Raw genomic sequence first — 25,860 nt, 5'->3', positions numbered from 1 at the left:
TAAGGAATTCAAATGCAAGCGGCAACAGTAGTCATTAACCGCCGCGCTCTGCGACACAACCTGCAACGACTGCGCGAACTGGCTCCCGCCAGCAAGCTCGTTGCAGTCGTGAAAGCGAACGCTTACGGACACGGTCTTCTTGAGACCTCGCGAACGCTCCCCGATGCCGACGCCTTTGGCGTCGCCCGTCTTGAAGAGGCCATCCGTCTGCGCGCGGGTGGGATCACACAACCCATTTTACTGCTGGAAGGCTTTTTCGAAGCCACTGATTTGCCCACTATTGCTGATCAGCACCTGCATACCGCCGTTCACAACGAAGAACAACTGGCTGCGCTGGAAACCGCCGAGTTAAGCGAGCCGGTAACCGTGTGGATGAAGCTCGATACAGGCATGCACCGACTGGGCGTGCGTCCGGAAAACGCACAAGCGTTTTATCAGCGTTTATGTCAGTGCAAAAATGTGCGCCAGCCAGTGAACATCGTCAGTCACTTTGCTCGTGCTGATGAGCCTGAATGTGGTGCGACCGAACAACAGCTCGATATCTTTAATACCTTCTGCGAAGGTAAGCCGGGAATGCGCTCGATTGCCGCGTCTGGCGGTATTTTGCTGTGGCCGCAATCGCACTTCGACTGGGCGCGTCCGGGCATTATTCTTTACGGCGTATCGCCGCTGGAGAACAAACCCTGGGGGCCGGATTTTGGCTTCCAGCCAGTGATGTCATTGGTGTCTAACCTGATTGCCGTGCGTGAGCACAAAGCGGGTGAACCCGTGGGCTACGGGGGAACCTGGATCAGCGAGCGTGATACCCGTTTGGGCGTTGTGGCGATGGGCTATGGAGATGGTTATCCACGTGCCGCGCCGTCGGGTACGCCAGTGTTGGTTAATGGTCGCGAAGTGAAGATTGTTGGTCGCGTGGCGATGGACATGATTTGCGTCGATCTGGGGCCGGAAGCGCAGGAGAAAGCGGGTGACGCAGTGGTGATGTGGGGTGAAGGCTTGCCTGTCGAACGCATTGCTGAAATCACGAAAGTGAGTGCTTACGAACTTATCACGCGCCTGACGTCGCGGGTAGCGATGAAGTACATAGATTAATCCATGGCTGGAGTGAGAGTGTTACTCTCACTCCACGTTTATTAACATCCCCTCGATCTTCTGCCATATCCGGTTTATTGTTGAAATCCCTGCCTCATCGAATTCCGGAGAACCATCGCGTGTTTCAGAAAGTTGACGCCTATGCCGGCGACCCTATTCTCTCCTTAATGGAGCGTTTCAAAGAAGATCCTCGCAGCGACAAAGTGAACCTCAGCATTGGTCTGTATTACAACGAGGATGGCATTATTCCTCAGTTGCAGGCGGTTGCAGAAGCCGAAGCACGCCTGAATGCTGTACCACATGGCGCATCGCTTTATCTGCCGATGGAAGGGCTAAATACTTACCGTAACACCATCGCGCCGCTGCTGTTTGGTGCCGATCATCCGGTGCTTGCGCAAAAACGTGTCGCCACCATCCAGACGCTTGGCGGGTCAGGTGCGCTGAAAGTCGGTGCAGACTTCCTGAAAAAATACTTCCCGGATTCCGGGGTATGGGTGAGTGATCCTACGTGGGAAAACCACGTGGCTATCTTTGAAGGCGCAGGTTTTAAGGTCGCGACTTATCCATGGTTCGACAGCGAAACCAACGGTGTGCGTGTAGAGGCACTGCTGGAAAAACTGCACACCCTGCCGGAGCGCAGTATTGTGCTACTGCATCCATGCTGTCATAACCCGACCGGTGCGGACCTCACTAATGACCAGTGGGATGCGGTAATTGAGGTACTGAAAACGCGTAATCTGATCCCATTCCTCGACATTGCCTATCAGGGCTTTGGCGCAGGCATGGAAGAAGATGCTTATGCAATCCGCGCCGTTGCCAGCGCAGGCCTGCCGGCACTGGTGAGTAACTCTTTCTCTAAAATCTTCTCTCTGTATGGCGAACGCGTCGGCGGTCTGTCCGTAGTGTGTGAAGATGCCGAAGCCGCCAGCCGTGTGCTGGGTCAACTGAAGGCGACGGTGCGCCGCATTTACTCCAGCCCACCAAACTTTGGTGCGCAGGTCGTCGCCACGGTTCTTGGTGATGAGCAACTGAAAGCATCCTGGCTTGCTGAAGTGGAATCAATGCGTACGCGCATTCTGGCGATGCGTCAGGAGCTGGTTAACGTCCTGAAAAAGGCCGTGCCGGGCCATAACTTCGACTATCTGCTCAAGCAGCGCGGGATGTTCAGTTATACCGGTCTGAGTGCCGCTCAGGTTGATCGCCTGCGCGAAGAGTTCGGTGTCTACCTGATTGCCAGCGGCCGTATGTGCGTGGCGGGGCTGAATGCCAGCAATGTTCAGCGCGTGGCGCAGGCATTTGCTGCCGTGATGTAAGTAAGTGATCACATTCTCTCTTCTTGCTGAAGAGAGAATGTGATCTTTCTTCTTTTTTCGCTGATCCATAAGCAAAAACTCCTTTCCTTCGCTTCCCGCTGGGGTTATGGTCGGATAGTTTTTTGACCATTCGCTCAAAATAAAACGATAACAAACTGAATATTCAGGGGAAAACATGCGCAAGATCACACTGGCGCTCAGCGCCGCCTGCTTATTGTTCTCGCTTAATAGTGCAGTCGTTGCGCGAGCTTCCGCACCGACACCGCTTTACACCGGAACCACCGCCGCCATCCTTGCCGAGCAGGCGCCTGTTCACTGGGTCTCTGTGGCACAAATCGAAAACAGTCTGATGGGGCGTCCGCCAATGGCTGTGGGCTTCGATATTGACGATACCGTCCTGTTCTCAAGCCCGGGTTTCTGGCGCGGCAAGAAAACATATTCACCAGACAGCGAAGACTATCTGAAGAACCCGGAGTTCTGGGAAAAAATGAACAACGGCTGGGATGAGTTCAGCATCCCGAAAGAGGTCGCCCGATCGCTTATTGCCATGCATGTTAAGCGCGGCGACAGCATTTACTTTGTTACCGGACGTAGTCAGACCAAAACGGAAACGGTATCCAAAACCTTGCAGGACGATTTTCTGATCCCTGCCGCTAACATGAATCCAGTCATTTTTGCGGGAGATAAACCCGGTCAGAACAGCAAAACGCAGTGGCTGGAGCAGAAAAATATCAAAGTGTTTTATGGCGATTCTGATAACGATATCACCGCCGCGCATGATGTGGGGGCCAGAGGGATCAGGGTGTTACGCGCCTCTAATTCGACCTATCGACCACTGCCGATGGCCGGGAAATTTGGTGAAGAGGTGATTGTTAATTCTGAATACTGAGGTATGCTGGTTTTTTGTACAAATCACGCCTGCCGGGTTTACCTTTTGTCGTCTTGCTGCACACTTAAAGAGGCAGGAACTCAGGTCGTGTCCAACCCATTTACAGGGGAGCTAAGATGACAATTTCGGAGATACTCCAGTACTGCATGAGTAAGCCCGGCGCTGAACAAAGCGTCCACAGCGACTGGAAAGCCACGCAGATCAAAGTGGGTGACGTGCTTTTTGCGATGGTGAAAGAGGTTGAAGGCCGTCCGGCGGCTGCACTGAAAACCAGCCCGGAACTGGCTGATTTATTACGCCAGCAGCACCATGACGTCCGACCGAGCCAGCATCTCAACAAGGCTCACTGGAGCACTGTCTACCTCGACGGCTCTCTGCCGGGCTCGCAAATTTACTATCTGGTGGATGCATCGTACAAGCAGGCAGTTGAACTGCTGCCGGAAACGACCCGACAGCAGCTCTCCGTGTGACAATTACAGCAATGGTTTAAGGAAGCGTGCGGTGTGCGAGGCTTCGCACTCTGCAACGGTCTCTGGCGTACCGGAGACGAGGATTTCACCGCCGCCGCTACCGCCTTCCGGGCCAAGATCGACAATCCAGTCAGCGGTTTTAATCACATCAAGGTTGTGCTCAATCACCACAATGGTGTTGCCCTGGTCTCTGAGCTGATGCAGTACGTCCAGCAACTGCTGGATATCGGCAAAGTGCAAACCTGTGGTGGGTTCATCCAGGATATAAAGCGTCTGGCCCGTGCCACGTTTGGAAAGCTCACGCGCCAGCTTCACGCGCTGGGCTTCACCACCCGAAAGCGTCGTTGCTGACTGACCGAGACGGATATAGGTCAGCCCCACATCCATTAACGTTTGCAGCTTACGCGCCAGCGCCGGGACGGCATCGAAGAACTCGCGTGCTTCTTCAATGGTCATATCCAGCACTTCATGGATAGTCTTGCCTTTGTACTTAATTTCCAGCGTTTCGCGGTTATAGCGTTTGCCTTTGCACTGGTCGCACGGCACGTAGATATCCGGCAGGAAGTGCATCTCAACTTTGATCACCCCATCGCCCTGGCACGCTTCACAGCGTCCGCCACGCACGTTGAAGCTGAAACGTCCTGGTGTATAGCCGCGTGAACGAGATTCCGGTACGCCAGCAAAGAGTTCACGTACAGGCGTAAAGACGCCAGTATAGGTCGCCGGGTTAGAACGTGGGGTACGGCCAATCGGGCTCTGGTCGATGTCGATAACCTTGTCGAAATGCTCCAGCCCTTGAATATCGCGGTATGGTGCAGGTTCAGCAAGCGTTGCGCCGTTCAGCGCCGTCTGTGCTATCGGGAACAGCGTATCGTTGATCAGCGTTGATTTACCGGAACCGGACACGCCGGTGATGCAGGTAAACAGGCCAACCGGCAGCGTCAGGGTGACGTCTTTCAGGTTGTTGCCGCGTGCGCCAGTCAGCTTCAGCACTTTTTCCGGGTTCGCTGCCACGCGTTGTTTCGGCACGTCAATCTTGCGCTTACCGCTCATATACTGGCCGGTTAGCGATTCAGGTACCGCCATGATATCTTTCAGCGTCCCTTCCGCGACCACCTGGCCGCCATGCACGCCTGCACCTGGACCAATGTCGATAACGTGGTCAGCGGCTCGAATCGCGTCTTCATCATGCTCGACCACAATCACCGTGTTACCGAGGTTACGCAGGTGGATCAGCGTGCCGAGCAGGCGTTCGTTATCACGCTGGTGCAGGCCGATAGATGGCTCATCCAGGACGTACATCACGCCAACTAAACCCGCACCGATTTGGCTGGCAAGACGGATACGCTGGGCTTCTCCGCCGGAGAGCGTTTCAGCGGAGCGGGAAAGTGTCAGGTAGTTCAGGCCGACGTTCACCAGGAATTTCAAACGATCCCCGATCTCTTTCAGCACTTTCTCGGCGATTTTCGCGCGCTGGCCGGAGAGTTTCAGGTTGTTGAAGAAGTCCATCGCGTGGCCGATGCTCATGTCTGAGATGGTCGGCAGCGCCGTGTTTTCGACAAACACGTGGCGCGCTTCCCGACGCAGACGTGTACCGTCACAGGTGGCGCACGAGCGGTTGCTGATGAATTTTGCCAGTTCTTCGCGTACTGCGCTGGATTCGGTCTCTTTGTAGCGGCGCTCCATGTTGTGCAGCACCCCTTCAAACGGGTGGCGACGCACGGAGGTATCACCGCGATCATTCATGTACTTGAACTCGATGTTCTCTTTGCCGGAACCGAACAGAATCACTTTGTGCACACTCGGGCTCAGGCTGGCCCACGGGGCTTCAACATCGAACTTATAGTGCTCTGCCAGCGATTTCAGCATCTGGAAGTAGTAGAAGTTACGCTTGTCCCAGCCGCGAATGGCGCCGCCCGCTAGAGACAACTCCGGGTTCTGGATCACTCTGTCCGGGTCGAAATACTGCTGAACGCCAAGGCCGTCACACGTCGGGCACGCGCCCGCCGGGTTGTTGAAGGAGAACAGGCGCGGTTCCAGCTCGCGCATGCTGTAGCCGCAAATCGGGCAGGCAAAGTTGGCGGAGAAGAGCAGCTCTTCTGCTTTTGGGTCGTCCATATCGGAGACTACGGCCGTGCCACCAGAGAGTTCCAGTGCCGTTTCAAAGGATTCCGCCAGACGTGTCGCGAGATCGTCACGTACTTTGAATCGGTCAATCACCACTTCGATGGTGTGCTTTTTCTGCAGCTCCAGCTTGGGTGGGTCTGACAGGTCACACACTTCACCGTCGATACGAGCGCGGATATAACCCTGGCTTGCGAGGTTCTCCAGCGTTTTGGTGTGTTCGCCTTTACGTTCTTTAATGATGGGTGCCAACAGCATCAGGCGTTTGCCTTCAGGCTGCGACAGCACGTTATCCACCATCTGGCTCACGGTCTGGGCCGCCAGCGGGACGTCGTGGTCCGGGCAGCGCGGCTCACCCACACGGGCATACAGCAGACGCAGGTAGTCGTGAATTTCGGTAATGGTACCGACCGTTGAACGCGGGTTATGCGAGGTAGACTTCTGCTCAATGGAGATGGCAGGGGACAACCCTTCAATATGGTCGACATCCGGTTTTTCCATCAGCGACAGGAACTGACGCGCGTACGCAGAGAGTGATTCAACGTAACGACGCTGTCCTTCGGCATATAAAGTGTCGAAAGCCAGTGAGGATTTGCCAGACCCCGAAAGCCCGGTCACGACGATGAGTTTGTCGCGAGGGATTATGAGGTTGATATTCTTGAGATTGTGGGTGCGGGCGCCCCGAACTTCGATCTTATCCATTCACCTTTCCCGGTTGGAACACGGATTGCCTGGTTTGTTTGAAGGACAAACGGCTGTCAGAAACGGCTAATTATGACACAATTTAACCTGTTTGAATATACAGTATTGGAATGCATTTTCCGATTGGCTATGTAACAATGTAGCGTTCGCACGAGAACTCTGGAATCCATCTCGCAGCTATCAAAATGCAGCATGGAAATGGTACACTCGCGCGTTTACACTATTAAGAAACGTATTCAGGAGACACGAACATGGCCAGCAGAGGCGTAAACAAGGTGATTCTCGTCGGTAATCTGGGCCAGGACCCGGAAGTACGCTACATGCCGAGTGGTGGCGCAGTTGCCAACATTACGCTGGCTACTTCCGAATCCTGGCGTGATAAAGCGACCGGTGAGATGAAAGAGCAGACTGAATGGCACCGTGTTGTGCTGTTTGGCAAACTGGCAGAAGTGGCCGGTGAATATCTGCGTAAAGGTTCTCAGGTTTATATCGAAGGCCAGCTGCGTACCCGCAAATGGACCGATCAGTCCGGCGCTGAGAAATACACTACTGAAGTGGTGGTAAACGTTGGCGGCACCATGCAGATGCTGGGTGGCCGTCAGGGTGGTGGCGCACCAGCAGGTGGTGGTCAGCAGCAGGGCGGTTGGGGTCAGCCTCAGCAGCCGCAGGGTGGCAACCAGTTTAGCGGCGGCGCACAGTCTCGCCCGCAGCAGCAGTCTGCTCCTGCACCGTCTAACGAACCACCAATGGATTTCGACGACGATATTCCGTTCTGATCCTCTGATATCCAAACAAAAAACCCAGACAATAGTCTGGGTTTTTTTATTCCGTAAGGGATCAGGTAATCACCATCGGCCAGTCTGGCGGTGTGTGGCTCATTGCTTCAACCATCACCACTTTAATATTTTCCCAGACGGCGGCAATGTCCAGCAGGGTGATGCCAAGCAGACCAGTGGCAAACCAGCAAGCTGCGCCTAACCCCAACAGAGTGCTGATGATAGCAAGGCCAGCGTAATCAGACTTACGAAACTGAATGTTCAGCGTGCTGGCTAAAAACATCAATACCGCACTCAACAACGGCCAGCGTAAGAGAACCATGCTGGTAGTAATGGTTGCCATAAAACCCATCCTCTACAAAACAGACTCACTGAATGAAACAGTGTTTATTATTACACAAGATATGTGAACTATATCACGTTTGATGATTTATTCGCCAGAGTCAGGGGCGTGAAAATGGGTGGATTTACAACTGAGTGAAGGGGGAGGTATCAGAAAGAAAATATATCTTTGCAGGCTAAGAAACCCTTTTCCCCTGCTCTTCATAACGAATTCATTGAGATAGCAAAACCTCTGCAAGACGGCGCCTGTTGTACAGCGTTTACAGCAATAAACCTATGGATTATGCTTGAGTGGACATATTAATTTACTCGCAGCTAACCTTTCAGGTTTTTGAATTTTATTATTATTTTATTTATTTGTCCGTTTTTAATTACACACAACAGTCGTTTCATTTCGCTGTGCTGATATTCAGCCTCCAGCTTTGGCTGACCAGTTTTTGAATCTGAAGAAAGTTGCGTCCGGTTTATCGCGTGATAATCGGCGAAAAGATGAAAAAAAAACGATGTGAGATTGTCAATGACAGCATGCAGGCTTTGCATGCACTGGCTAAGTTGATGCCCCAGCTTCACACTCAGTGTTCACTGGCAGAAATGCTGGAGACGATCAATCGATCTCTGGGGGCAAGCCTTGCCTGGGTTAGCGTTAATGATAATGACGGACTGCACCGTGTGGTCTGCGCGGGTGATGTAGCCTGCCACTCTTTTGAAGTCGCCGATTTTCTGGCGGGAACCCTGTTACAGCGACATCACCGGTCATGGCGGGTGGTCTACTGGAAAGAGAAGATTGGTCGCGCCTTATTTCCTCCGCAGCACCCTGGCTATACGCAATTGCAAAGCGGTGTACTATGCAAACTTTCGACCCATAACTGGCATTGCAGGGGATATTTCTTTCTGGCATTTGATGAGAAATTGTATTCTCTGCCAATCCTGAAAAATATCGTCGTGGTGCTGGTCGAAAAATTAAAAGACTATTTTGAGGAAATTATTGCCCGCGAGAAAACTGCACAGGAAATGCAGCGTGTCGTGACACAATATAAGACCCTGTTTGAACGGGCTCCGGTTTTAATGAACTCTTTCGACAAATTTAACCGCTGCGTGTTGTGGAATGCCGAGTGTGAAAAAGTATTTGGCTGGACGATGGCGGAGATCGGGGCTCATGCCGATCCGCTCTCGCTGTTTTACCCCGATCCTGAAGAGCGGCGTCGGGTAAGAGAGTCGGTAAATGTCTCTCCCCTCAAGGACATGTATGAGTGGCATCCGCTACGTAAAGACGGTACGCAGTTGACCGTATTGTGGTCAAACATACTGTTGCCGGACAACTCTATCCTGAATATTGGGCTCGACATTACCGAGCGGAAGAAAGCAGAGCAGCAGTTGGAAGTGAAAGCCACGATTGACGATCTCACCGGCTGTTTTAACCGTTCGGCGATTTTGCAGCAGCTGGAACTCGCTCAATCAGCAAATGCCAGGCGGGAGGCTAACAGCCATTTTTGTGTCCTGATGTTTGACCTGGATTTTTTTAAACAAATCAATGATGAGTGGGGACACCAGGTAGGCGATGCGGCGCTTCTTCACTTTTGTGATTGTATCCGTGAGTTAGCCCCTTCAGATTCTGCATTAGGGCGCGTGGGAGGGGAGGAGTTTTTGCTTCTGCTGGCGCAAACTCATGGTCATGACGCGGCGCAACTGTCCGCCAGGCTGCATACCGCGCTAAAAACCAAACCGCTGAGGGTTGGAGAGAAAAAACTGGAGCTGTCGTTTAGTGCTGGGGTCGTGGAGGTGTGCGGGGATCAGTTCGATACGTCGGCATTGCTGACGCGCGCTGATAAAGCATTATATGACGCCAAGCGTACGGGGCGGGGAAAAACGGTAGTGGCAGCTGACTATTTATAAATCAGCGAACAAAATACACCCGAAAAAATAGCATAGAATTTCATGAAGAAGTTGTGCTTTTTTCATGCTGTCAAAAGTTTGGCTTAATCAACGATCCTCTGTTGTGTTATCTTCGCACTTCCCTTATGGGATGGATAAATATTTTCCTTAATTGAAACGGAACGAATACTTACAGTTTAGCTTACGGGAAAATATTATCGTCATAACGAAATTTAAGATTTTTAATACTAAAAGTCAGTTGCTAACTTCGCATGATTCATGCAACGTAATCACCTGTTTAGCAAAGCATCCGGCCTTCATTACTACAGGCGTACAACATGCAGGGATATAGGGCGGGAAATGAATCGTAGCGCGCGGCGCAAGATGCTCAGGGTGGTAGGGATCATCATGGTAGTTATGCTACCGGTGATGCTTGCGCTATGGTTTGCCCAGCTAAGAGCCGTATCGGAAACAAGCGCTCAGCTACGTACCTTTGCTGAACTGGCTTTAGACAAAACAGAACTGGTTATTCAACAGGTTGAACTGGCCCGGGACGAGGCGACAAAATACCAGGGCGAACTTTGCACGCCAGGACATCGTCAATATATGCTGAACGTTGTTCGTGGCCGTCTGTTTGTCGCCGATTTAATTTATGCCGAAGGTCAGAATTTTCTTTGTTCGACCGTTTTTACACCGGAACATCCATACTCAATTTCCGTCGCCAATTACACGCGTAAACCTGACGTCGCTATCTATTATTATCGCGATACCCCATTTTATACTGGTTATAAAATGACATATATGCAGCGTGGTAATTATGTGGTGGTGGTCAATCCGCTTTCGTACAGTGAAGTGATGTCAAACGATCATTCCCTTTCATGGGGAGTGTACGACACGATAACCAACGCATTCTTTTCCGTTAGCCAAAAAGCCAATATTTCTTTATTAAATTCGATGATTCGGGATAAGGAATCGGTATTTCAAAAAGATAACCGTTTTTATACCGTCGTGAAATCGCCAAAAAGACCTATTGCGGCTATTGTGTCAACATCGAATAAACGCTTTTATGAAACGCTTTATCATCAGGCAACATTGACGCTGCCACTGGGGATGATCTGCAGCATTATTATTTTGCTGGTATGGTCGCGTACCCATCGTGAACTTAATTCCCCAGGGCGGTTGTTGCAACGCGCGCTCAACAAACGCCAGCTTTGTGTGCACTATCAGCCGATCATTGATATCAAGAACAACCAGTGTGTAGGGGCTGAAGCGCTGTTACGTTGGCCTGGTTTTAACGGACAGGTGATGAGCCCGGCTGAGTTTATTCCGCTGGCTGAAAAAGAGGGAATGAGCGAGCGGATAACGGATTATGTTGTTGAGGAGGTGTTCAGCGATCTGGGCCATTTCCTGGCTGCGCATCCGCATCTCTATATCTCGATTAACCTGTCGGCCACGGATTTCCACTCTTCGCGGCTGATCGCCATGATTTCTGACAAGGCCCGCCACTATGACGTGCGCGCGCAGCAGATCAAAATCGAAGTGACGGAACGCGGGTTTATTGATGTGCCAAAAACCACGCCGGTGATTCAGGCTTTCCGTCAGGCAGGTTATGAAGTGGCAATCGATGATTTCGGGACGGGTTACTCTAACCTGCATAACCTCTATTCGCTGAACGTTGATATCCTCAAAATCGATAAATCCTTTATCGACACCTTAACGACCAACAGCACCAGTCACTTGATCGCCGAGCATATTATCGAGATGGCACAAAGCCTGCGGCTTAAAACCATTGCGGAAGGTGTAGAGACGGCAGAGCAGGTCGGTTGGTTGTTGAAGCGCGGTGTTCAGTTCTGTCAGGGATGGCACTTCGCGAAAGCGATGCCGCCCCAGGAGTTTATGACCTGGCAGCAGCAACCTTTGCATTGATAGTGATTAATTCAACTGATGGCGATAATCGCTTGGCGTGCGGTCAAATTCGCGACGGAACACGCGGGAAAAGGTTTGTTGCGACACATAGCCAAGATCCATTGCGATATCAAAAATGGGCCGCTGCGTGGAGCGTAGCGCCTGAGCTGCCAGCAGCAGTCTGCGCTGACGAATGTATTCACCCAACGTCTGATGCATAACCGTCCGGAACATTCTCTGTAAATACCATTTCGAATAGCCCGATTTTTTAGCGACCACATCAATGTTCAACGGTTGGTCGATATGTTCATCAATCCATTCAATAAGTGTCTGAATAATCTGCTGATGCGACATACGGTTGCCCCTCTGTAGATACAACTTTCCTGGTTAATTCGTCGTTTTCTCTGCGGGGGAGTATAATTCCTCAAGTTAACTTGAGGTAAAGAGGTTTTATGGAAAAGAGATTGCCGCGAATTAAAGCACTTTTAACACCTGGTGAAGTGGCGAAGCGAAGCGGTGTTGCGGTATCGGCGCTCCACTTCTATGAAAGCAAAGGGTTAATCAAGAGTATCCGTAACGGTGGAAACCAGCGTCGCTATACCCGCGACGTGCTCCGCTATGTGGCGATTATCAAAATTGCGCAACGAATCGGAATTCCCCTGGCCACCATCGGCGAGGCATTTGGTGTGCTGCCGGAAGGTCACACCCTAAGCCCGAAAGTGTGGAAAGAGCTTTCATCCCAGTGGCGTGAAGAACTGGACAGGCGTATCCATACGTTGGTCGCACTGCGTGACGAGTTGGATGGTTGCATTGGTTGCGGCTGTTTGTCCCGTAGTGATTGTCCGTTGCGTAACCCGGGCGACAGGCTGGGTGAACAGGGGACGGGGGCGCGGTTGCTGGAAGAGGATTAATAAAGAACTAAAGCGCCACATAAGGGCGCTTTAGTTTTTCCCGGTCTTTGTCTTTCTCTCTATCCCGCTGGTTCACGGGAGGGTTTCCCCCGACATCAGCACCCCTCATGTCGAGCTGGTTGGGGAGGTTCCGGATTGTGCTGACACTTTAATTCTATGCAAGACCCGTCATTTCGCCAGCTACGCCGGTTGTTTTTTAGCCGAATTTTTTTCGCGGTGTTGTTCGATTTTCTATAGTTAAAAAGTATGAATAACAGGAGACAACCATGCTCACGGTACACCACCTTAACCAGTCGCGCTCACATCGCGTGATCTGGGCGCTGGAAGAACTCGCCCTGCCTTATGAGATCATTCACTACCAGCGCGAAAAGAATATGCTGGCTCCTGAGTCCCTCAAAAAAGTGCACCCGTTGGGCAAATCGCCAGTCGTCGAAGATAACGGCCTGATTCTGGCCGAGTCAGGCGCCATTCTGGAGTATCTGCAGGAAACGTACGATCCCGACTCACGGTTGAAACCCTTAGATCCCGCTCATAAGGTGCAATATCGCTTCTGGCTGCATTATGCCGAAGGGTCGCTGATGCCGCTGTTACTCATGAAGCTGGTGTTTAACAGCCTCGGTAAACCCCCTGTGCCGTTTGGTATCCGAACACTGGGCAAAGCGCTGGGGCAGGGAGTGCAAAAAGCCTATCTCAACCGTCAGCTGGAAACCCATGCACGTTTCATTGATTCACATCTTGCGGAAAACAGCTGGTTTGCCGGGGACGCGATGAGCATGGCCGATATTCAGATGAGTTTCCCGATCTTTGCCCTGCTGGCGCGGGGTGGCATCAATAATCTGCCGCATATTCAGGCATGGAAGAAAAAGATTGAGAATAGCCCTGCCTGGCAAAGAACACTGGAACAAGGTGGTCCTTTATCAATCCCGGGTGACGATTGAAATGTAAACGAATTGCGCATAAACGATAACGTTTGCGCATCCTCTGTTTATTTCTTCAGCGTCATAAGTGAATTTTAGCGAAAAACGACAAAGTTCAGTTGAAAAGGGCGGTGATTAGGCTAGATAATCGTTTGCCTTAATTTGACCACCCGTTTGTAAGTGCGGAGCTAAACGTTTGCTTTTTTTGTGACGCCCTTTCGTCACAAACGCAACTCAAGGATTTGACGTTTAGCTGGCAGTGGCGTCTCCACCACGCTTACGGACTTTCTAAAAAACTCTCAGGGGATGTTTTCTATGTCTACGCCATCTGCGCGTACTGGCGGTTCACTTGACGCCATGTTTAAAATTTCGGCTCGCGGCAGCACCGTGCGTCAGGAAGTTGTTGCCGGTCTGACAACGTTCCTGGCGATGGTTTACTCCGTCATTGTTGTGCCGGGCATGCTGGGCAAAGCGGGCTTCCCGCCTGCAGCTGTCTTTGTTGCTACCTGCCTTGTGGCCGGTGTGGGCTCCATCGTGATGGGGCTGTGGGCGAACTTGCCGCTGGCGATTGGTTGCGCCATCTCTCTGACGGCGTTTACCGCATTCAGTCTGGTGCTGGGCCAACACATCAGCGTACCGGTTGCGTTGGGCGCCGTGTTCCTGATGGGTGTGCTGTTTACCGTTATTTCAGCGACCGGCATCCGTAGCTGGATTTTGCGCAACCTGCCGCACGGTGTAGCGCACGGTACGGGTATCGGTATCGGCCTGTTCTTGCTGCTGATTGCCGCCAACGGCGTCGGTCTGGTCATCAAGAACCCGCTGGACGGTCTGCCGGTTGCGCTTGGTCACTTCGCGAGCTTCCCGGTGATTATGTCCTTGATTGGCCTGGCGGTGATTATCGGTCTGGAAAAACTGAAAGTTCCGGGTGGTATTCTGCTGACCATTATCGGGGTTTCTATTGTTGGCCTGATTTTCGATCCAAACGTCCACTTCTCCGGTATTTTCGCCATGCCGTCGCTGAGCGATGACAAAGGCAACTCCCTGATTGGTAGCCTGGATATCGTCGGCGCGCTGAACCCGGTGATTCTGCCAAGCGTGCTGGCGCTGGTGATGACCGCTGTGTTTGATGCGACCGGTACAATCCGTGCAGTCGCGGGGCAAGCGAACCTGCTGGATAAAGACGGTCAGATTATTGATGGCGGAAAAGCGCTGACGACCGACTCCCTGAGCAGCGTCTTCTCTGGTCTGGTGGGTGCGGCTCCGGCTGCAGTATACATCGAGTCCGCAGCGGGTACGGCGGCGGGCGGTAAAACCGGCCTGACGGCGATCACCGTCGGCGTGTTGTTCCTGCTGATCCTGTTCCTTTCTCCGCTGTCCTATCTGGTTCCGGCGTATGCGACCGCACCAGCGCTGATGTACGTTGGCCTGCTGATGCTGAGCAACGTGGCAAAAATCGACTTTGCTGACTTTGTGGATGCGATGTCCGGCCTCATCACTGCGGTATTTATTGTGCTGACCTGTAACATCGTGACCGGCATTATGATCGGTTTCGCATCATTGGTGATTGGTCGTCTGGTCTCTGGTGAGTGGCGCAAACTGAACATCGGCACGGTGGTGATCGCTGTTGCGCTGGTGGCGTTCTACGCGGGCGGTTGGGCAATCTAAGTTGTCCTTTGATGCGAAAACGGGTGGCTCAGGCCGCCCGTTTTTATTTTCAGGACTCATCCCGTTGCCTTTTACGTTACTCTGAGGAAGATAGAATAAAAGGCACGACGCCTTCCGTAGTAGATAAGCAACACAGCAAACAGGGAACGCATGGAAATCTTCTTCACAATACTCATCATGACCCTTGTGGTCTCGCTATCCGGGGTGGTTACACGCGTACTACCCTTTCAGATCCCTCTGCCATTAATGCAAATTGCCATCGGCGCGCTGCTGGCGTGGCCGACGTTTGGCCTGCACGTGGAGTTCGATCCCGAACTGTTCCTCGTGCTGTTTATCCCGCCACTGCTGTTTGCTGATGGCTGGAAAACGCCCACGCGCGAATTCCTTGAGCACGGGCGAGAGATCTTCGGTCTGGCACTGGCGCTGGTGGTGGTCACTGTGGTCGGAATTGGTTTTCTGATCCACTGGGTGGTGCCGGGTATCCCGTTAATTCCCGCTTTTGCGCTGGCTGCCGTGCTGTCACCAACCGATGCTGTGGCGCTTTCCGGCATCGTGGGTGAAGGACGTATTCCAAAGAAAATCATGGGGATTTTACAGGGTGAGGCGCTGATGAATGACGCCTCCGGCCTGGTTGCCCTGAAGTTTGCGGTAGCGGTCGCGATGGGCACGATGGTCTTTACCGTCGGCGGCGCGACGCTGGAATTCTTCAAAGTGGCGATTGGCGGTATCCTGGCCGGTTTCGTGGTGAGCTGGCTGTATGGACGTTCGCTGCGATTCCTCAGCCGTTGGGGCGGTGATGAGCCTGCAACGCAAATCGTGCTGCTGTTCCTTCTGCCTTTTGCCTCTTATCTGATTGCCGAACATATAGGCGTGTCAGGCATTCTGGCGGCGGTGGCGGCAGGCATGACCATCACCCGCTCCGGCGTGATGCGTCGCGCACCGTTGGCTATGCGTCTGCGCGCGAACAGCACCTGGGCAATGCTGGAATTTGTCTTTAACGGCATGGTGTTCCTGCTCCTGGGCCTGCAATTGCCAGGCATTATGGAGTCCTCACTGGTGGCGGCAGAAGCCGACCCGAACGTTGAAGTCTGGATACTGTTTACCGATATCGTGCTGATCTACCTGGCGCTGATGCTGGTGCGTTTCGGTTGGCTGTGGACGATGAAAAAGTTCAGCATGCGTTTCCTGACGAAAAAGCCGATGGAGTTCGGCTCGTGGACTACGCGTGAGCTATTGATTGCCTCTTTCGCGGGGGTACGCGGGGCGATTACCCTCGCCGGTGTGCTCTCTATTCCACTGCTGCTGCCGACGGGCGATGTCTTCCCGGCGCGCTATGAACTGGTGTTCCTTGCGGCAGGTGTGATTCTGTTCTCGCTGTTTGTTGGTGTGGTGATGTTGCCTATTTTGCTGCAGCACATTGATGTGGGTGATTCGACCCAACAGCATAAGGAAGAGCGCATTGCCCGTGCGGCGACTGCCGAAGTGGCGATTGTGGCAATTCAGAAAATGGAAGAACGTCTGGCCGCCGATGCGGAAGAGAACATCGACAATCAGCTGCTGACGGAAGTCAGTTCCCGCGTGATTGGTAACCTGCGTCGTCGTGCCGATGGGCGTAACGATGTGGAAAGCTCGTTGCAGGAGGAGAACCTGGAACGTCGGTTCCGTCTGGCGGCGCTGCGTTCAGAGCGTGCCGAACTGTACCACCTGCGCGCCACGCGACAGATCAGTAACGAGACGCTGCAAAAGCTGCTGCATGATCTGGATCTGCTGGAAGCGTTGTTGATAGAGAATCAGTAACCTTTTCCCCTCTCCCCATAGGGGCGAGGGGCTCGATCGGTTCCCTCTCCCAAAGGGAGAGGGCTAGGGTGAGGGGTTAGGGACCCAAAACCCTTCACAACACTGCAGCCATGCCTGTGCGCTGTGCGACAAATACACCCCTTCGCGCCATATCATCCCTAACTGCCAGTGAAGATTGCTCTCCAGCGGGATCCAGCGCAGCGTGTTTTTATCCAGTCGCTCGCAAATCGGTTGTGGCAGGATGGCAATCCCCACACCTGCCTGCACCATCGCGGCCAGGAAATCCCACTGACCGCTGCGCACCGCAATGCGCGGCTTCACGTTATGTTGATTAAATAACGTCATCAACTGGCGGCTGAGCGCAAAGTCTTCGTTGTAAATCAGCAGCGGGTGTTCGCCGAGAAGCTCGGGTTTCACCGAGTCTCTATTCAGCCAGTCGCCGGAGCGGGGAACCAGTACGCACAGTGGATGGCTGAAGAGCGGCAGTGTCGCCAGGCCACTCTCTTCCTCAACGGGGAGGGCGGTCATCGCCACGTCCAGCTCGCCGTTGATAACCGCCTGCTGGACGGTTAATCCGCCAAACTCAGATATCTTCAGCTCAACGCCGGGATAGCGCTGACGAAACAGGCTAATTGGCCCGGCCATCATCATCCCTACCATCGGCGGAATGCCGAGACGAAGCACACCTTTCGTCAGATGATTGATATCGTCCAGCTCCGCTTCCAGTTGACGGAACTCCGCCAGGATTGCCAGCCCACGTTCAAAGACGACGCGTCCGGTATCGGTCAGTAACAGCTTGCGCCCGTCGCGGATCAGCAAAGTGCAGTTCAGTTCATCTTCGAGGTTTTTCAGCATCTTGCTGATGGTGGGTTGGGTAACAAACAACTTCTCCGCTGCGCGGGTAAAACTTTGCTGACGAACCACTTCGACAAAATAGCGCAGCGTTCTTATGTCCATGATTATTCCTCGAAACTATACCTTTGATGATTTTAATTCATTTCTGTCCATACCGTGCGCTCACTATACTGGCGCTTCGTCTCATTTTTGAGGAACCCCCCATGGCCGTGGCGTTAAGCCGTGTTACGCCTGCCGTTGTGCAACGACTCCAGGTACCGGTTCAGGTACTGCTCTACGCGGGACTGTTTGTTTTTGCGGAATATCTTGTCGGCTGGTTGCATCTGCCGCTGCCAGCCAACCTGGTGGGGATGATGCTGATGCTTACGCTCATCCTTTGTCGCGTTATTCCCCTCAAATGGGTGCGGGCTGGCGCGCGCTGGCTGCTGGCGGAGATGCTGCTGTTCTTTGTCCCTGCTGTGGTGGCGGTGGTGAACTATGCGCAACTGCTGATGGTGGATGGCTGGCGCATCTTTGCAGTTATCGCGCTGAGCACGCTGATGGTGCTGGGAGCGACCGCCTGGGTGGTAGATAAAGTCTATCGGTTTGAAATCAGCAGGCACAGAAATGACTAACTTTCAGATAAGCGTGCTGTGCCTGATTGCGACGCTGGTGATCTACTTTGCTAACAAGCGGCTGTATCGCCGTTTTCACGCCCTGCCGCTGATGCCGCTGGTCTTCACACCGATCCTGCTGGTGATGATGCTGGTCTTCGGTCACATCTCCTGGCAGAACTACATTGGCGAATCCCACTGGCTACTGTGGCTGCTGGGGCCAGCAACTATCGCCTTTGCCGTCCCGGTGTATGACAACCTGGCGATTATCAAACGCCACTGGATGTCACTCAGTGCAGGCGTGATCACCGCCACGGTGGTGGCGGTCTGTAGCTCGGTCTGGCTGGCGCGGCTGTTTACGCTTCCCGATGAAATTCAGCGCAGCCTGGCCGTACGTTCGGTGACGACGCCATTTGCGCTGGCCGCAGCCAAACCGCTTGGCGGACAGCCGGATCTGGTGGCGCTGTTTGTTGTTGTCACCGGCGTCTTCGGCATGGCGGTGGGCGATATGCTGTTTCTGCGCCTGTCTATTCGGGAAGGAATGGCGAAAGGCGCGGGGTTTGGCGCGGCATCGCACGGTGCGGGCACGGCACGTTCCTATGAACTGGGTCAGCAGGAGGGCGTCGTGGCAAGCCTGGTGATGATGCTCTCTGGTGTGGTGATGGTACTGATTGCGCCGCTGGTGGCGTGGGTGATGTTCTAAATTCCCCGGCCAGAGTGACCGGGGAGAAAGACTTAGTGTGCGCGGCCTTGTTCAACGCCCAGGCCGGTTTGAGAGCGGATAAACTGGGCGCGGAATTTCTCGCGTTCCAGGTTACCCTCCGGGGAGTTATCGGTGGCCGAGAAGACCCAGATACCGATGAACGCCACGGCAATAGAGAACAGTGCCGGGTATTCATACGGGAAAATCGCAGTTGCGTGGCCGAGGATCTGTACCCAGATGGTTGGACCCAGAATCATCAGGATCACCGCCGTCAACAGTCCCAGCCAACCACCAATCATCGCCCCACGGGTGGTCAGTTTTGACCAGTACATGGAGAGCAGGATGATAGGGAAATTGCAGCTTGCCGCGATCGAGAAGGCCAGCCCCACCATAAAGGCGATGTTCTGCTTCTCAAAGAGAATACCCAGCAGAATAGCGACCACACCCAGCACCAGCACGGTGATCTTGGAAACCTTCAGCTCATCACGTTCACTCGCGCCTTTACGGAAGACGTTGGCGTAGAGGTCGTGTGACACCGCAGATGCACCTGCCAGCGTCAGCCCTGCTACCACCGCAAGAATGGTGGCGAAGGCCACGGCGGAGATAAAGCCGAGGAACAGGTTACCGCCCACCGCGTCGGCCAGATGTACCGCCGCCATGTTATTACCACCAATCAGCGCCCCCGCCGCATCTTTGAACACCGGGTTTGCTCCCACCAGCATGATGGCACCAAAGCCGATGATAAAGGTCAGGATATAGAAGTAACCCATGAAACCAGTGGCGTAGAAAACGCTCTTGCGTGCTTCGCGTGCATCGCTCACGGTGAAGAAACGCATCAGTATGTGCGGCAAACCTGCGGTACCGAACATCAGACCCAGACCGAGCGAAAGGGCTGAAATCGGGTCTTTCACCAGGCCGCCAGGGCTCATAATGGCTTCGCCTTTCGGGTGGACCGCCATCGCTTCGGTAAACAGGTTATTGAAGCTGAACCCAACGTGTTTCATCACCATGAAGGCCATAAAGCTGGCGCCGAACAGCAGCAGGACGGCTTTGATGATCTGCACCCAGGTCGTTGCCAGCATGCCGCCGAAAAGGACGTACATCACCATCAGAACGCCAACCAATACCACTGCGACGTGGTAGTTCAGGCCGAACAGGAGTTCGATTAATTTACCCGCGCCGACCATCTGCGCAATCAGATACAGCGCAACCACCACCAGCGAGCCACAGGCTGAGAGGGTGCGAATTGGTCCCTGTTTCAGGCGATAAGATGCGACGTCTGCAAAGGTGTAGCGTCCCAGGTTACGCAGGCGTTCAGCAATCAGGAACAGAATGATTGGCCAGCCGACCAGGAAGCCGAGCGAGTAAATCAGACCATCGTAGCCTGAGGTATACACCAGGGCAGAGATGCCGAGGAACGAGGCCGCGGACATAAAGTCGCCGGCAATCGCCAGCCCATTCTGGAAACCGGTGATGTTGCCGCCCGCAGTGTAGTAATCGTTACGGGAGCGCACGCGTTTCGACGCCCAGTACGTGATGTACAGCGTCAGCAGGACGAAAATCAGGAACATCACAATCGCCTGCCAGTTGGTTGGCTGGCGCTGTACCTCGCCGGTAATGGCATCCGCCGCGTGGGCGGCAAAGGGAAGTGTGGCGGCTAGCGCCGTCAGGACTCGCTTCATGATGCTTTTACCTCTCTCAGTACCGCTTTATTAAGACGATCGAATTCACCGTTTGCGCGCCAGACGTACACGCCGGTCAGCACAAATGAAATCACAATCACGCCAATGCCAATGGGGATCCCGCGCGTGACGCTGGTCCCCTCGTGGAGCGGGGTACCGAGCCAGTGTGGGGCAAAGGCGATAAGCAGAATAAAGCCGACGTAGATAATCAGCATGATGATGGAAAGGAAGAAGGCAAACCGTTGCCGTTTATCGACGAGCTCCCTGTAGTGCGCACTATTCTCTATCTGCTGACAAATATCGTTATTCATCACAGAGTCTCCAGAAGTATTGGTAGGGGAGGTTTTATTATTCCCTCTCCCTTGCGGGAGAGGGTTAGGGTGAGGGGGTTACGAAGGCATTGCGATGGCCTGCTTCTCTTCGAGCAGTTTGTCCACCACGCCCGGATCGGCGAGTGTTGAAGTATCACCGAGGTTACTGGTGTCACCTGCCGCGATTTTGCGCAGAATACGGCGCATAATTTTGCCTGAACGGGTTTTCGGCAGCGAGTCAGTCCAGTGCAGAACATCCGGTGTGGCAAGCGGGCCAATCTCTTTACGTACCCAGTTGCGCACCTCGGCATACAGCTCTGGCGATGGCTCTTCACCGTGGTTCAGGGTGACATAGGCGTAAATCGCCTGGCCTTTGATGTTATGCGGGATACCCACAACGGCGGCTTCAGCAATCTTCGGATGAGACACCAGCGCAGATTCAATCTCGGCGGTGCCCAGACGGTGGCCGGAGACGTTCAATACATCGTCCACGCGTCCGGTTATCCAGTAGTAACCATCTTCATCGCGACGCGCGCCATCGCCACTGAAGTACATGTTTTTAAAGGTCGAGAAATAGGTCTGCTCGAAGCGTTCGTGATCGCCGAACAAGGTGCGCGCCTGACCTGGCCAGGAGTCAGTGATCACAAGGTTGCCTTCGGTTGCCCCTTCCAGCGGATGACCTTCGTTATCTACCAGCGCAGGTTGTACACCGAAGAATGGGTTCGTTGCAGAACCCGCTTTCAGTTGGGTCGCACCTGGCATTGGGGTGATCATAAAGCCGCCCGTTTCGGTCTGCCACCAGGTGTCCATCACCGGGCATTTCTCATTACCGATTTTCTTCCAGTACCACTCCCAGGCTTCCGGGTTGATAGGCTCACCCACGGAACCAAGAATGCGCAGGGAAGAGCGGTCAGTACCTTCGATGGCTTTATCGCCTTCCGCCATCAGCGCACGGATCGCCGTTGGCGCAGTATAGAGAATGTTGACCTTGTGTTTGTCGACCACCTGGCACATACGCGCCGGGGTTGGCCAGTTCGGTACACCTTCAAACATCAGCGTAGTGGCACCGCAGGCCAGTGGGCCGTACAGCAGGTAGCTGTGCCCGGTTACCCAACCCACATCAGCAGTACACCAGTAAATGTCGCCCGGGTGATAATCGAAAACGTATTTGAAGGTGGTAGCCGCATAGACCAGATAGCCGCCAGTGGTATGCAGCACACCCTTCGGCTTGCCGGTCGAACCGGAGGTGTAAAGAATGAACAGCGGATCTTCTGCATTCATCTCTTCTGGCTGGTGCTGGTCACTCGCTTTTTCAATCAGATCGCTCCACCACAGGTCACGACCTTCTTTCCAGTCGATCTTACCGCCGGTACGCTTGAGCACCACAACGTTGCTGACGCTTTTCACGTTCGGGTTTTTCAGTGCTTCGTCGACGTTTTTCTTCAGCGGAATACTGCGACCAGCGCGCACGCCTTCATCGGCGGTGATCACCAGTTTAGAATTTGAATCGACAATACGACCAGCAACCGCTTCTGGCGAGAAGCCGCCGAAGATGACGGAGTGGATCGCGCCGATGCGCGCGCATGCCAGCATGGCAACCGCCGCTTCGGGTACCATCGGCATATAAATAGCCACGACATCGCCTTTCTTAATGCCCTTTTCCAGCAGGACGTTGGCGAAACGGCACACGTCGCGGTGCAATTCTTTATACGTTATGTGTTTGCTCTGCGAGGCATCATCGCCTTCCCAGATAATGGCCGTCTCATTCCCGTGTTCGGCAAGGTGACGGTCAAGGCAGTTTGCCGCCAGGTTCAGCGTGCCATCCTCGTACCATTTTATGGAGACGTTGCCTGGCGCAAAGGAGGTGTTTTTCACCTTCTGATAAGGTTTGATCCAGTCAAGGATATGACCCTGTTCACCCCAGAAGATGTCCGGGCTGTTGATAGATTGCTGATATTTCTCGTGGTACTGCTCCGGGGTGATCAGGCAACGGTCCGCAATGTTTGCGGGAATGTCATGTTTGTGTATTTGGCTCATGGCTTTTTTTCTCCTTGTAAGATGTTAATAATATGTCGCAAAAACGTTAATTGTAGGGGCTTTACAAGCTTTGTTTATTATTTGGGCGGCAGATCACGCATTGTTTGAATAGTATGAAAAATGAGCGAATGAAACTTTGAAGAAAAATAATTTAGCGAGACGATTATTCACAATTTAACCTAAAAAAGCGTTTTTATAACAAAAGGTTATTTATCGGAATTACCACAAACTCTCGTCATAGCAACTTTTCGTAGTGAAACGCATCGTTCTTTAAGGCTTGCGCAACATACCGCGCAAATGATACTCATACGCCGCGTTAAAAAATCCCATAAACCAACGCAACACAATTCATACCCTTTCAGTATGGCTCCATATTCATGCAGTTTGAGTGATCAGGGAGCTTCATTGAGGAAGTCAGTTTCTATGAAAAACGTTAAAGTCAGCCTGGCCTGGCAAATTTTGCTAGCCCTTGTGCTGGGCATCTTGCTGGGCAGTTACCTCCATTATCACAGTGACAGCCGCGAATGGCTGATTGCGAACCTGCTCTCGCCAGCAGGCGATATCTTTATTCATCTGATCAAGATGATTGTGGTACCCATTGTGATCTCGACGCTGGTGGTCGGTATAGCGGGCGTCGGCGATGCGAAACAGTTAGGCCGTATCGGGGCGAAAACCATTATCTATTTCGAAGTAATCACGACGATTGCCATTATCCTGGGCATTACGATGGCGAATGTGTTCCAGCCAGGCTCCGGGATTGATATGTCGCAACTGGCGACGGTGGATATTTCGAAATATCAAAGTACGACTGCTGATGTGCAGAGCCATGCGCATGGCCTGATGGGAACGATCCTGTCACTGGTGCCAACTAACGTCGTGGCATCTATGGCGAAGGGCGAGATGCTGCCTATTATCTTCTTCTCGGTGCTGTTTGGTCTGGGCCTCTCTTCCCTGCCTGCGACACACCGTGAGCCGCTGGTGACGGTGTTCCGCTCAATCTCTGAAACCATGTTCAAAGTGACTCACATGGTGATGCGCTATGCGCCGGTTGGGGTGTTTGCGCTTATTGCTGTGACCGTAGCGAATTTCGGTTTCGCCTCCCTGTGGCCGCTGGCGAAGCTGGTGATTCTGGTGCACTTTGCCATCCTGTTCTTTGCGTTGGTGGTGCTGGGCATCGTGGCGCGTCTGTGCGGGTTGAGTATCTGGATCCTGATCCGTATTCTCAAAGATGAGTTGATTCTGGCTTATTCCACGGCAAGCTCTGAGAGCGTACTGCCGCGCATTATTGAGAAGATGGAAGCCTACGGCGCACCGGCGTCGATCACCAGCTTCGTGGTGCCAACCGGTTACTCCTTTAACCTGGATGGCTCTACGCTGTATCAGAGTATTGCGGCGATCTTCATCGCTCAGCTGTACGGGATTGACCTGTCGCTGTGGCAGGAAATCGTGCTGGTGCTGACCCTGATGGTGACCTCAAAAGGTATCGCAGGTGTACCGGGCGTTTCGTTCGTGGTGCTGCTGGCAACGCTGGGTAGCGTCGGGATCCCGCTGGAAGGCCTGGCATTCATCGCCGGTGTTGACCGTATCCTCGACATGGCACGTACAGCGCTGAATGTGGTGGGTAACGCCCTGGCGGTGCTGGTGATTGCCAAGTGGGAACACAAATTCGACCGTAAAAAAGCGCTGGCGTATGAACGCGAGGTGCTGGGTCGTTTTGATAAGACGGCTGACCAGTAATGTAAAAAGCCGGGTGGCCTGCGCCACCCGGCAATGTTTACTCCCCGCTCAACGCATCAAACTCTTCGCATCCCGTATCAAACCCTTCAGTACAACTCAGGTTCAACCAGTACAGCGCTTTCTGTTTATTGGGGATGATAAAGCCCTTCTCACCCTGTCTGAACAACATTCCAGCCCAGTACTCGGCGTAGCCCGTACGTGAAAGTGCTGAACTGCGTTTAAACCATGATGCCGCCTGAACATCGTCCTGAGCCACTTCTACACCGTTGGCATAAATCAAACCCAGCAGCAGTTGCGCATCTACCGCCGAGTCATTGTCGATATCTTCGGTTGCCGTTTGCAGCAGTTTGATGGCCTGTGGATAGTCGGTTTTGCCTGCCAGGGTGTTGACCAGCACGCGTGCCAGCATGATCGCCCCTCGTTTACTGCCTGCGATGTTCGCCTGCTGCGCCAGTGCTTTAGCCTGCGCATAATCACCCTGTGTAAACTGAATTTGCGACAGCAGTGCCATCGCATCGACGTCGCCCCCTTTTGCCGCTTTCTCTGCCCACAGCGCCGCCTGTTTGCTGTCGCCAGAGCTGAAGTACGTATCGGCAAGATAATACTGGGCGCGGGCATCACCCGCTTCAGCTTGCTCTTTATACTGGCTGCCAATCTCATCGGCACGGGCAAGCGACGTAAAAACTAACAACAACAGGAAAATGTGTTTCATGGATTCTTATCATCTTGGTACATGCCGCGCAGTATAATCGCGGTGGCAGAAGAAAAAAATGGGTGCATTAAGACCTCAGCATCCGACAAGCCGGGCGGAACCGTCGTTCCGCCCGAAGAGGTTAGCCTGCGTTGCAGGCTAATTTCGCCGCCACCTCCTGATGTTCACTCTTTATTGAAAACTCGCAGAGTTTGCCGCGAGTAATAAAGGTAAATATCACTATCGTCAGGCAGATAATAAAGACAATGCCTAACGCAGTTTTTAATGGCGTCATGCCTTTTACTCCTTGTGAAAACTAGAATAAGAGGCTACTCTCAACCTGTTGGGGGTTGAGGGGTAGCCTCGGGTTGTACTGACCCCAAAAAGTTGGACAGTTAAGGAAGGTGCGAATAAGCAGGTCATTTCTTCCCAAGCTGACTCGCTGATTAAAATTTCGCGGATCTGGGCCGATTTTT

General features: G+C 53.2%; 23 protein-coding genes. 14 read left to right on the top strand and 9 right to left on the bottom strand.

Features of this window, described 5'->3' with window-relative positions; genetic code table 11:
* Nucleotides 1-12 precede the first annotated feature (12 nt).
* From alr to V6E55_RS14285, 4 genes are all read left to right on the top strand, one after another.
* Entirely contained in the window at nucleotides 13-1,092 is a 1,080-nt protein-coding gene (alr, locus tag V6E55_RS14300) for an alanine racemase (protein WP_316943152.1), read from the top strand.
* Nucleotides 1,093-1,211: 119 nt separating this feature from the next.
* Nucleotides 1,212-2,405, top strand: a complete 1,194-nt coding sequence (tyrB, locus tag V6E55_RS14295) for an aromatic amino acid transaminase (RefSeq protein WP_316943151.1) — start codon at nucleotides 1,212-1,214, stop codon at nucleotides 2,403-2,405.
* Nucleotides 2,406-2,580: 175 nt separating this feature from the next.
* Nucleotides 2,581-3,294, top strand: coding sequence for an acid phosphatase AphA (gene aphA / locus V6E55_RS14290; protein WP_028017930.1), 714 nt, complete (start codon nucleotides 2,581-2,583; stop codon nucleotides 3,292-3,294).
* A 116-nt stretch (nucleotides 3,295-3,410) separates the two neighbouring features.
* The gene (locus V6E55_RS14285; RefSeq protein ID WP_028017929.1) at nucleotides 3,411-3,764 is read left to right on the top strand and encodes an MmcQ/YjbR family DNA-binding protein; all 354 of its coding nucleotides are present in this window, start codon (nucleotides 3,411-3,413) and stop codon (nucleotides 3,762-3,764) included.
* Nucleotides 3,765-3,767: 3 nt separating this feature from the next.
* Here the strand turns inward: V6E55_RS14285 and uvrA are convergent, their stop codons facing one another.
* On the bottom strand, nucleotides 3,768-6,590 hold the full coding sequence (gene uvrA / locus V6E55_RS14280; protein WP_028017928.1) for an excinuclease ABC subunit UvrA: 2,823 nt from the start codon (nucleotides 6,588-6,590) through the stop codon (nucleotides 3,768-3,770).
* A gap of 251 nt (nucleotides 6,591-6,841) precedes the next feature.
* Between uvrA and ssb1 the strand changes: the two genes are divergently transcribed.
* Nucleotides 6,842-7,366, top strand: a complete 525-nt coding sequence (gene ssb1 / locus V6E55_RS14275) for a single-stranded DNA-binding protein SSB1 (protein WP_008503384.1) — start codon at nucleotides 6,842-6,844, stop codon at nucleotides 7,364-7,366.
* 61 nt (nucleotides 7,367-7,427) lie between these two features.
* Here the strand turns inward: ssb1 and V6E55_RS14270 are convergent, their stop codons facing one another.
* Complete coding sequence (locus V6E55_RS14270; protein ID WP_028017927.1) at nucleotides 7,428-7,709, bottom strand: YjcB family protein; 282 nt, start codon at nucleotides 7,707-7,709, stop codon at nucleotides 7,428-7,430.
* A 488-nt stretch (nucleotides 7,710-8,197) separates the two neighbouring features.
* Between V6E55_RS14270 and V6E55_RS14265 the strand changes: the two genes are divergently transcribed.
* Both V6E55_RS14265 and V6E55_RS14260 read left to right on the top strand, forming a co-directional pair.
* Entirely contained in the window at nucleotides 8,198-9,601 is a 1,404-nt protein-coding gene (locus tag V6E55_RS14265; protein WP_236920661.1) for a sensor domain-containing diguanylate cyclase, read from the top strand.
* 339 nt (nucleotides 9,602-9,940) lie between these two features.
* Nucleotides 9,941-11,506: an EAL domain-containing protein gene (locus V6E55_RS14260; protein ID WP_236920662.1), complete on the top strand. Its 1,566-nt coding sequence runs from the start codon at nucleotides 9,941-9,943 to the stop codon at nucleotides 11,504-11,506.
* A gap of 6 nt (nucleotides 11,507-11,512) precedes the next feature.
* Here the strand turns inward: V6E55_RS14260 and soxS are convergent, their stop codons facing one another.
* Nucleotides 11,513-11,839, bottom strand: coding sequence for a superoxide response transcriptional regulator SoxS (soxS, locus tag V6E55_RS14255; protein ID WP_013095071.1), 327 nt, complete (start codon nucleotides 11,837-11,839; stop codon nucleotides 11,513-11,515).
* Between the two features lie 98 nt (nucleotides 11,840-11,937).
* Between soxS and soxR the strand changes: the two genes are divergently transcribed.
* The 4 genes from soxR to V6E55_RS14235 all read left to right on the top strand — a co-directional run bounded on the left by soxR (nucleotide 11,938) and on the right by V6E55_RS14235 (nucleotide 16,775).
* The gene (gene soxR / locus V6E55_RS14250) at nucleotides 11,938-12,396 is read left to right on the top strand and encodes a redox-sensitive transcriptional activator SoxR (RefSeq protein ID WP_114979535.1); all 459 of its coding nucleotides are present in this window, start codon (nucleotides 11,938-11,940) and stop codon (nucleotides 12,394-12,396) included.
* Nucleotides 12,397-12,662: 266 nt separating this feature from the next.
* Nucleotides 12,663-13,334 carry a glutathione S-transferase family protein gene (locus V6E55_RS14245; RefSeq protein ID WP_236920663.1) on the top strand — a complete coding sequence of 224 codons (672 nt, stop codon included), beginning with the start codon at nucleotides 12,663-12,665 and terminating at the stop codon, nucleotides 13,332-13,334.
* A 294-nt stretch (nucleotides 13,335-13,628) separates the two neighbouring features.
* Nucleotides 13,629-14,978, top strand: a complete 1,350-nt coding sequence (gene ghxP / locus V6E55_RS14240; RefSeq protein WP_028017923.1) for a guanine/hypoxanthine transporter GhxP — start codon at nucleotides 13,629-13,631, stop codon at nucleotides 14,976-14,978.
* Nucleotides 14,979-15,128: 150 nt separating this feature from the next.
* On the top strand, nucleotides 15,129-16,775 hold the full coding sequence (locus V6E55_RS14235) for a Na+/H+ antiporter (RefSeq protein ID WP_316943150.1): 1,647 nt from the start codon (nucleotides 15,129-15,131) through the stop codon (nucleotides 16,773-16,775).
* 63 nt (nucleotides 16,776-16,838) lie between these two features.
* On the opposite strand, the gene V6E55_RS14230 is transcribed toward V6E55_RS14235, so the two are convergent.
* The gene (locus V6E55_RS14230) at nucleotides 16,839-17,732 is read right to left on the bottom strand and encodes a LysR family transcriptional regulator (protein WP_316943149.1); all 894 of its coding nucleotides are present in this window, start codon (nucleotides 17,730-17,732) and stop codon (nucleotides 16,839-16,841) included.
* 101 nt (nucleotides 17,733-17,833) lie between these two features.
* On the opposite strand from V6E55_RS14230, the gene V6E55_RS14225 reads away from it, so the two are divergent.
* Nucleotides 17,834-18,244, top strand: a complete 411-nt coding sequence (locus tag V6E55_RS14225) for a CidA/LrgA family protein (protein ID WP_129996884.1) — start codon at nucleotides 17,834-17,836, stop codon at nucleotides 18,242-18,244.
* Complete coding sequence (locus V6E55_RS14220) at nucleotides 18,237-18,926, top strand: LrgB family protein (protein ID WP_129996883.1); 690 nt, start codon at nucleotides 18,237-18,239, stop codon at nucleotides 18,924-18,926. Before V6E55_RS14225 ends, V6E55_RS14220 begins: the two co-directional genes overlap by 8 nt.
* A gap of 32 nt (nucleotides 18,927-18,958) precedes the next feature.
* On the opposite strand, the gene actP is transcribed toward V6E55_RS14220, so the two are convergent.
* The 3 genes from actP to acs form a co-directional block, all read right to left on the bottom strand.
* Nucleotides 18,959-20,608, bottom strand: a complete 1,650-nt coding sequence (gene actP, locus V6E55_RS14215; protein WP_114979529.1) for a cation/acetate symporter ActP — start codon at nucleotides 20,606-20,608, stop codon at nucleotides 18,959-18,961.
* Nucleotides 20,605-20,919 (bottom strand): DUF485 domain-containing protein, encoded by a 315-nt coding sequence (locus V6E55_RS14210; RefSeq protein WP_114979528.1) that lies wholly within the window; start codon nucleotides 20,917-20,919, stop codon nucleotides 20,605-20,607. Before V6E55_RS14210 ends, actP begins: the two co-directional genes overlap by 4 nt.
* A gap of 78 nt (nucleotides 20,920-20,997) precedes the next feature.
* Nucleotides 20,998-22,956 carry an acetate--CoA ligase gene (gene acs / locus V6E55_RS14205; protein ID WP_316943148.1) on the bottom strand — a complete coding sequence of 653 codons (1,959 nt, stop codon included), beginning with the start codon at nucleotides 22,954-22,956 and terminating at the stop codon, nucleotides 20,998-21,000.
* 423 nt (nucleotides 22,957-23,379) lie between these two features.
* Between acs and gltP the strand changes: the two genes are divergently transcribed.
* Nucleotides 23,380-24,693, top strand: coding sequence for a glutamate/aspartate:proton symporter GltP (gene gltP / locus V6E55_RS14200; protein WP_316943147.1), 1,314 nt, complete (start codon nucleotides 23,380-23,382; stop codon nucleotides 24,691-24,693).
* Nucleotides 24,694-24,730: 37 nt separating this feature from the next.
* On the opposite strand, the gene V6E55_RS14195 is transcribed toward gltP, so the two are convergent.
* Both V6E55_RS14195 and V6E55_RS14190 read right to left on the bottom strand, forming a co-directional pair.
* The gene (locus V6E55_RS14195; protein ID WP_114979526.1) at nucleotides 24,731-25,405 is read right to left on the bottom strand and encodes a tetratricopeptide repeat protein; all 675 of its coding nucleotides are present in this window, start codon (nucleotides 25,403-25,405) and stop codon (nucleotides 24,731-24,733) included.
* A 121-nt stretch (nucleotides 25,406-25,526) separates the two neighbouring features.
* Nucleotides 25,527-25,679 (bottom strand): Hok/Gef family protein, encoded by a 153-nt coding sequence (locus V6E55_RS14190; RefSeq protein WP_023299102.1) that lies wholly within the window; start codon nucleotides 25,677-25,679, stop codon nucleotides 25,527-25,529.
* Nucleotides 25,680-25,860: the final 181 nt, after the last annotated feature.

The sequence above is a fragment of the Enterobacter sp. 342 genome, from assembly GCF_036663495.1.
GTDB lineage: Bacteria > Pseudomonadota > Gammaproteobacteria > Enterobacterales > Enterobacteriaceae > Enterobacter.
The sequence above is the reverse complement of the archived record's forward strand: the minus strand, read 5'-3'. Positions and strand labels throughout refer to the sequence as shown.

Excerpts from the sequence above, each read along its gene's own strand:
- alr (WP_316943152.1), top strand. The coding sequence starts at position 13 with ATGCAAGCGGCAACAGTAGTCATTAACCGCCGCGCTCTGCGACACAAC.
- aphA (WP_028017930.1), top strand. The coding sequence starts at position 2,581 with ATGCGCAAGATCACACTGGCGCTCAGCGCCGCCTGCTTATTGTTCTCG.
- V6E55_RS14285 (WP_028017929.1), top strand. The coding sequence starts at position 3,411 with ATGACAATTTCGGAGATACTCCAGTACTGCATGAGTAAGCCCGGCGCT.
- uvrA (WP_028017928.1), bottom strand. The coding sequence starts at position 6,590 with ATGGATAAGATCGAAGTTCGGGGCGCCCGCACCCACAATCTCAAGAAT.
- ssb1 (WP_008503384.1), top strand. The coding sequence starts at position 6,842 with ATGGCCAGCAGAGGCGTAAACAAGGTGATTCTCGTCGGTAATCTGGGC.
- V6E55_RS14270 (WP_028017927.1), bottom strand. The coding sequence starts at position 7,709 with ATGGCAACCATTACTACCAGCATGGTTCTCTTACGCTGGCCGTTGTTG.
- V6E55_RS14265 (WP_236920661.1), top strand. The coding sequence starts at position 8,198 with ATGAAAAAAAAACGATGTGAGATTGTCAATGACAGCATGCAGGCTTTG.
- V6E55_RS14260 (WP_236920662.1), top strand. The coding sequence starts at position 9,941 with ATGAATCGTAGCGCGCGGCGCAAGATGCTCAGGGTGGTAGGGATCATC.
- soxS (WP_013095071.1), bottom strand. The coding sequence starts at position 11,839 with ATGTCGCATCAGCAGATTATTCAGACACTTATTGAATGGATTGATGAA.
- soxR (WP_114979535.1), top strand. The coding sequence starts at position 11,938 with ATGGAAAAGAGATTGCCGCGAATTAAAGCACTTTTAACACCTGGTGAA.
- V6E55_RS14245 (WP_236920663.1), top strand. The coding sequence starts at position 12,663 with ATGCTCACGGTACACCACCTTAACCAGTCGCGCTCACATCGCGTGATC.
- ghxP (WP_028017923.1), top strand. The coding sequence starts at position 13,629 with ATGTCTACGCCATCTGCGCGTACTGGCGGTTCACTTGACGCCATGTTT.
- V6E55_RS14235 (WP_316943150.1), top strand. The coding sequence starts at position 15,129 with ATGGAAATCTTCTTCACAATACTCATCATGACCCTTGTGGTCTCGCTA.
- V6E55_RS14230 (WP_316943149.1), bottom strand. The coding sequence starts at position 17,732 with ATGGACATAAGAACGCTGCGCTATTTTGTCGAAGTGGTTCGTCAGCAA.
- V6E55_RS14225 (WP_129996884.1), top strand. The coding sequence starts at position 17,834 with ATGGCCGTGGCGTTAAGCCGTGTTACGCCTGCCGTTGTGCAACGACTC.
- V6E55_RS14220 (WP_129996883.1), top strand. The coding sequence starts at position 18,237 with ATGACTAACTTTCAGATAAGCGTGCTGTGCCTGATTGCGACGCTGGTG.
- actP (WP_114979529.1), bottom strand. The coding sequence starts at position 20,608 with ATGAAGCGAGTCCTGACGGCGCTAGCCGCCACACTTCCCTTTGCCGCC.
- V6E55_RS14210 (WP_114979528.1), bottom strand. The coding sequence starts at position 20,919 with ATGAATAACGATATTTGTCAGCAGATAGAGAATAGTGCGCACTACAGG.
- acs (WP_316943148.1), bottom strand. The coding sequence starts at position 22,956 with ATGAGCCAAATACACAAACATGACATTCCCGCAAACATTGCGGACCGT.
- gltP (WP_316943147.1), top strand. The coding sequence starts at position 23,380 with ATGAAAAACGTTAAAGTCAGCCTGGCCTGGCAAATTTTGCTAGCCCTT.
- V6E55_RS14195 (WP_114979526.1), bottom strand. The coding sequence starts at position 25,405 with ATGAAACACATTTTCCTGTTGTTGTTAGTTTTTACGTCGCTTGCCCGT.
- V6E55_RS14190 (WP_023299102.1), bottom strand. The coding sequence starts at position 25,679 with ATGACGCCATTAAAAACTGCGTTAGGCATTGTCTTTATTATCTGCCTG.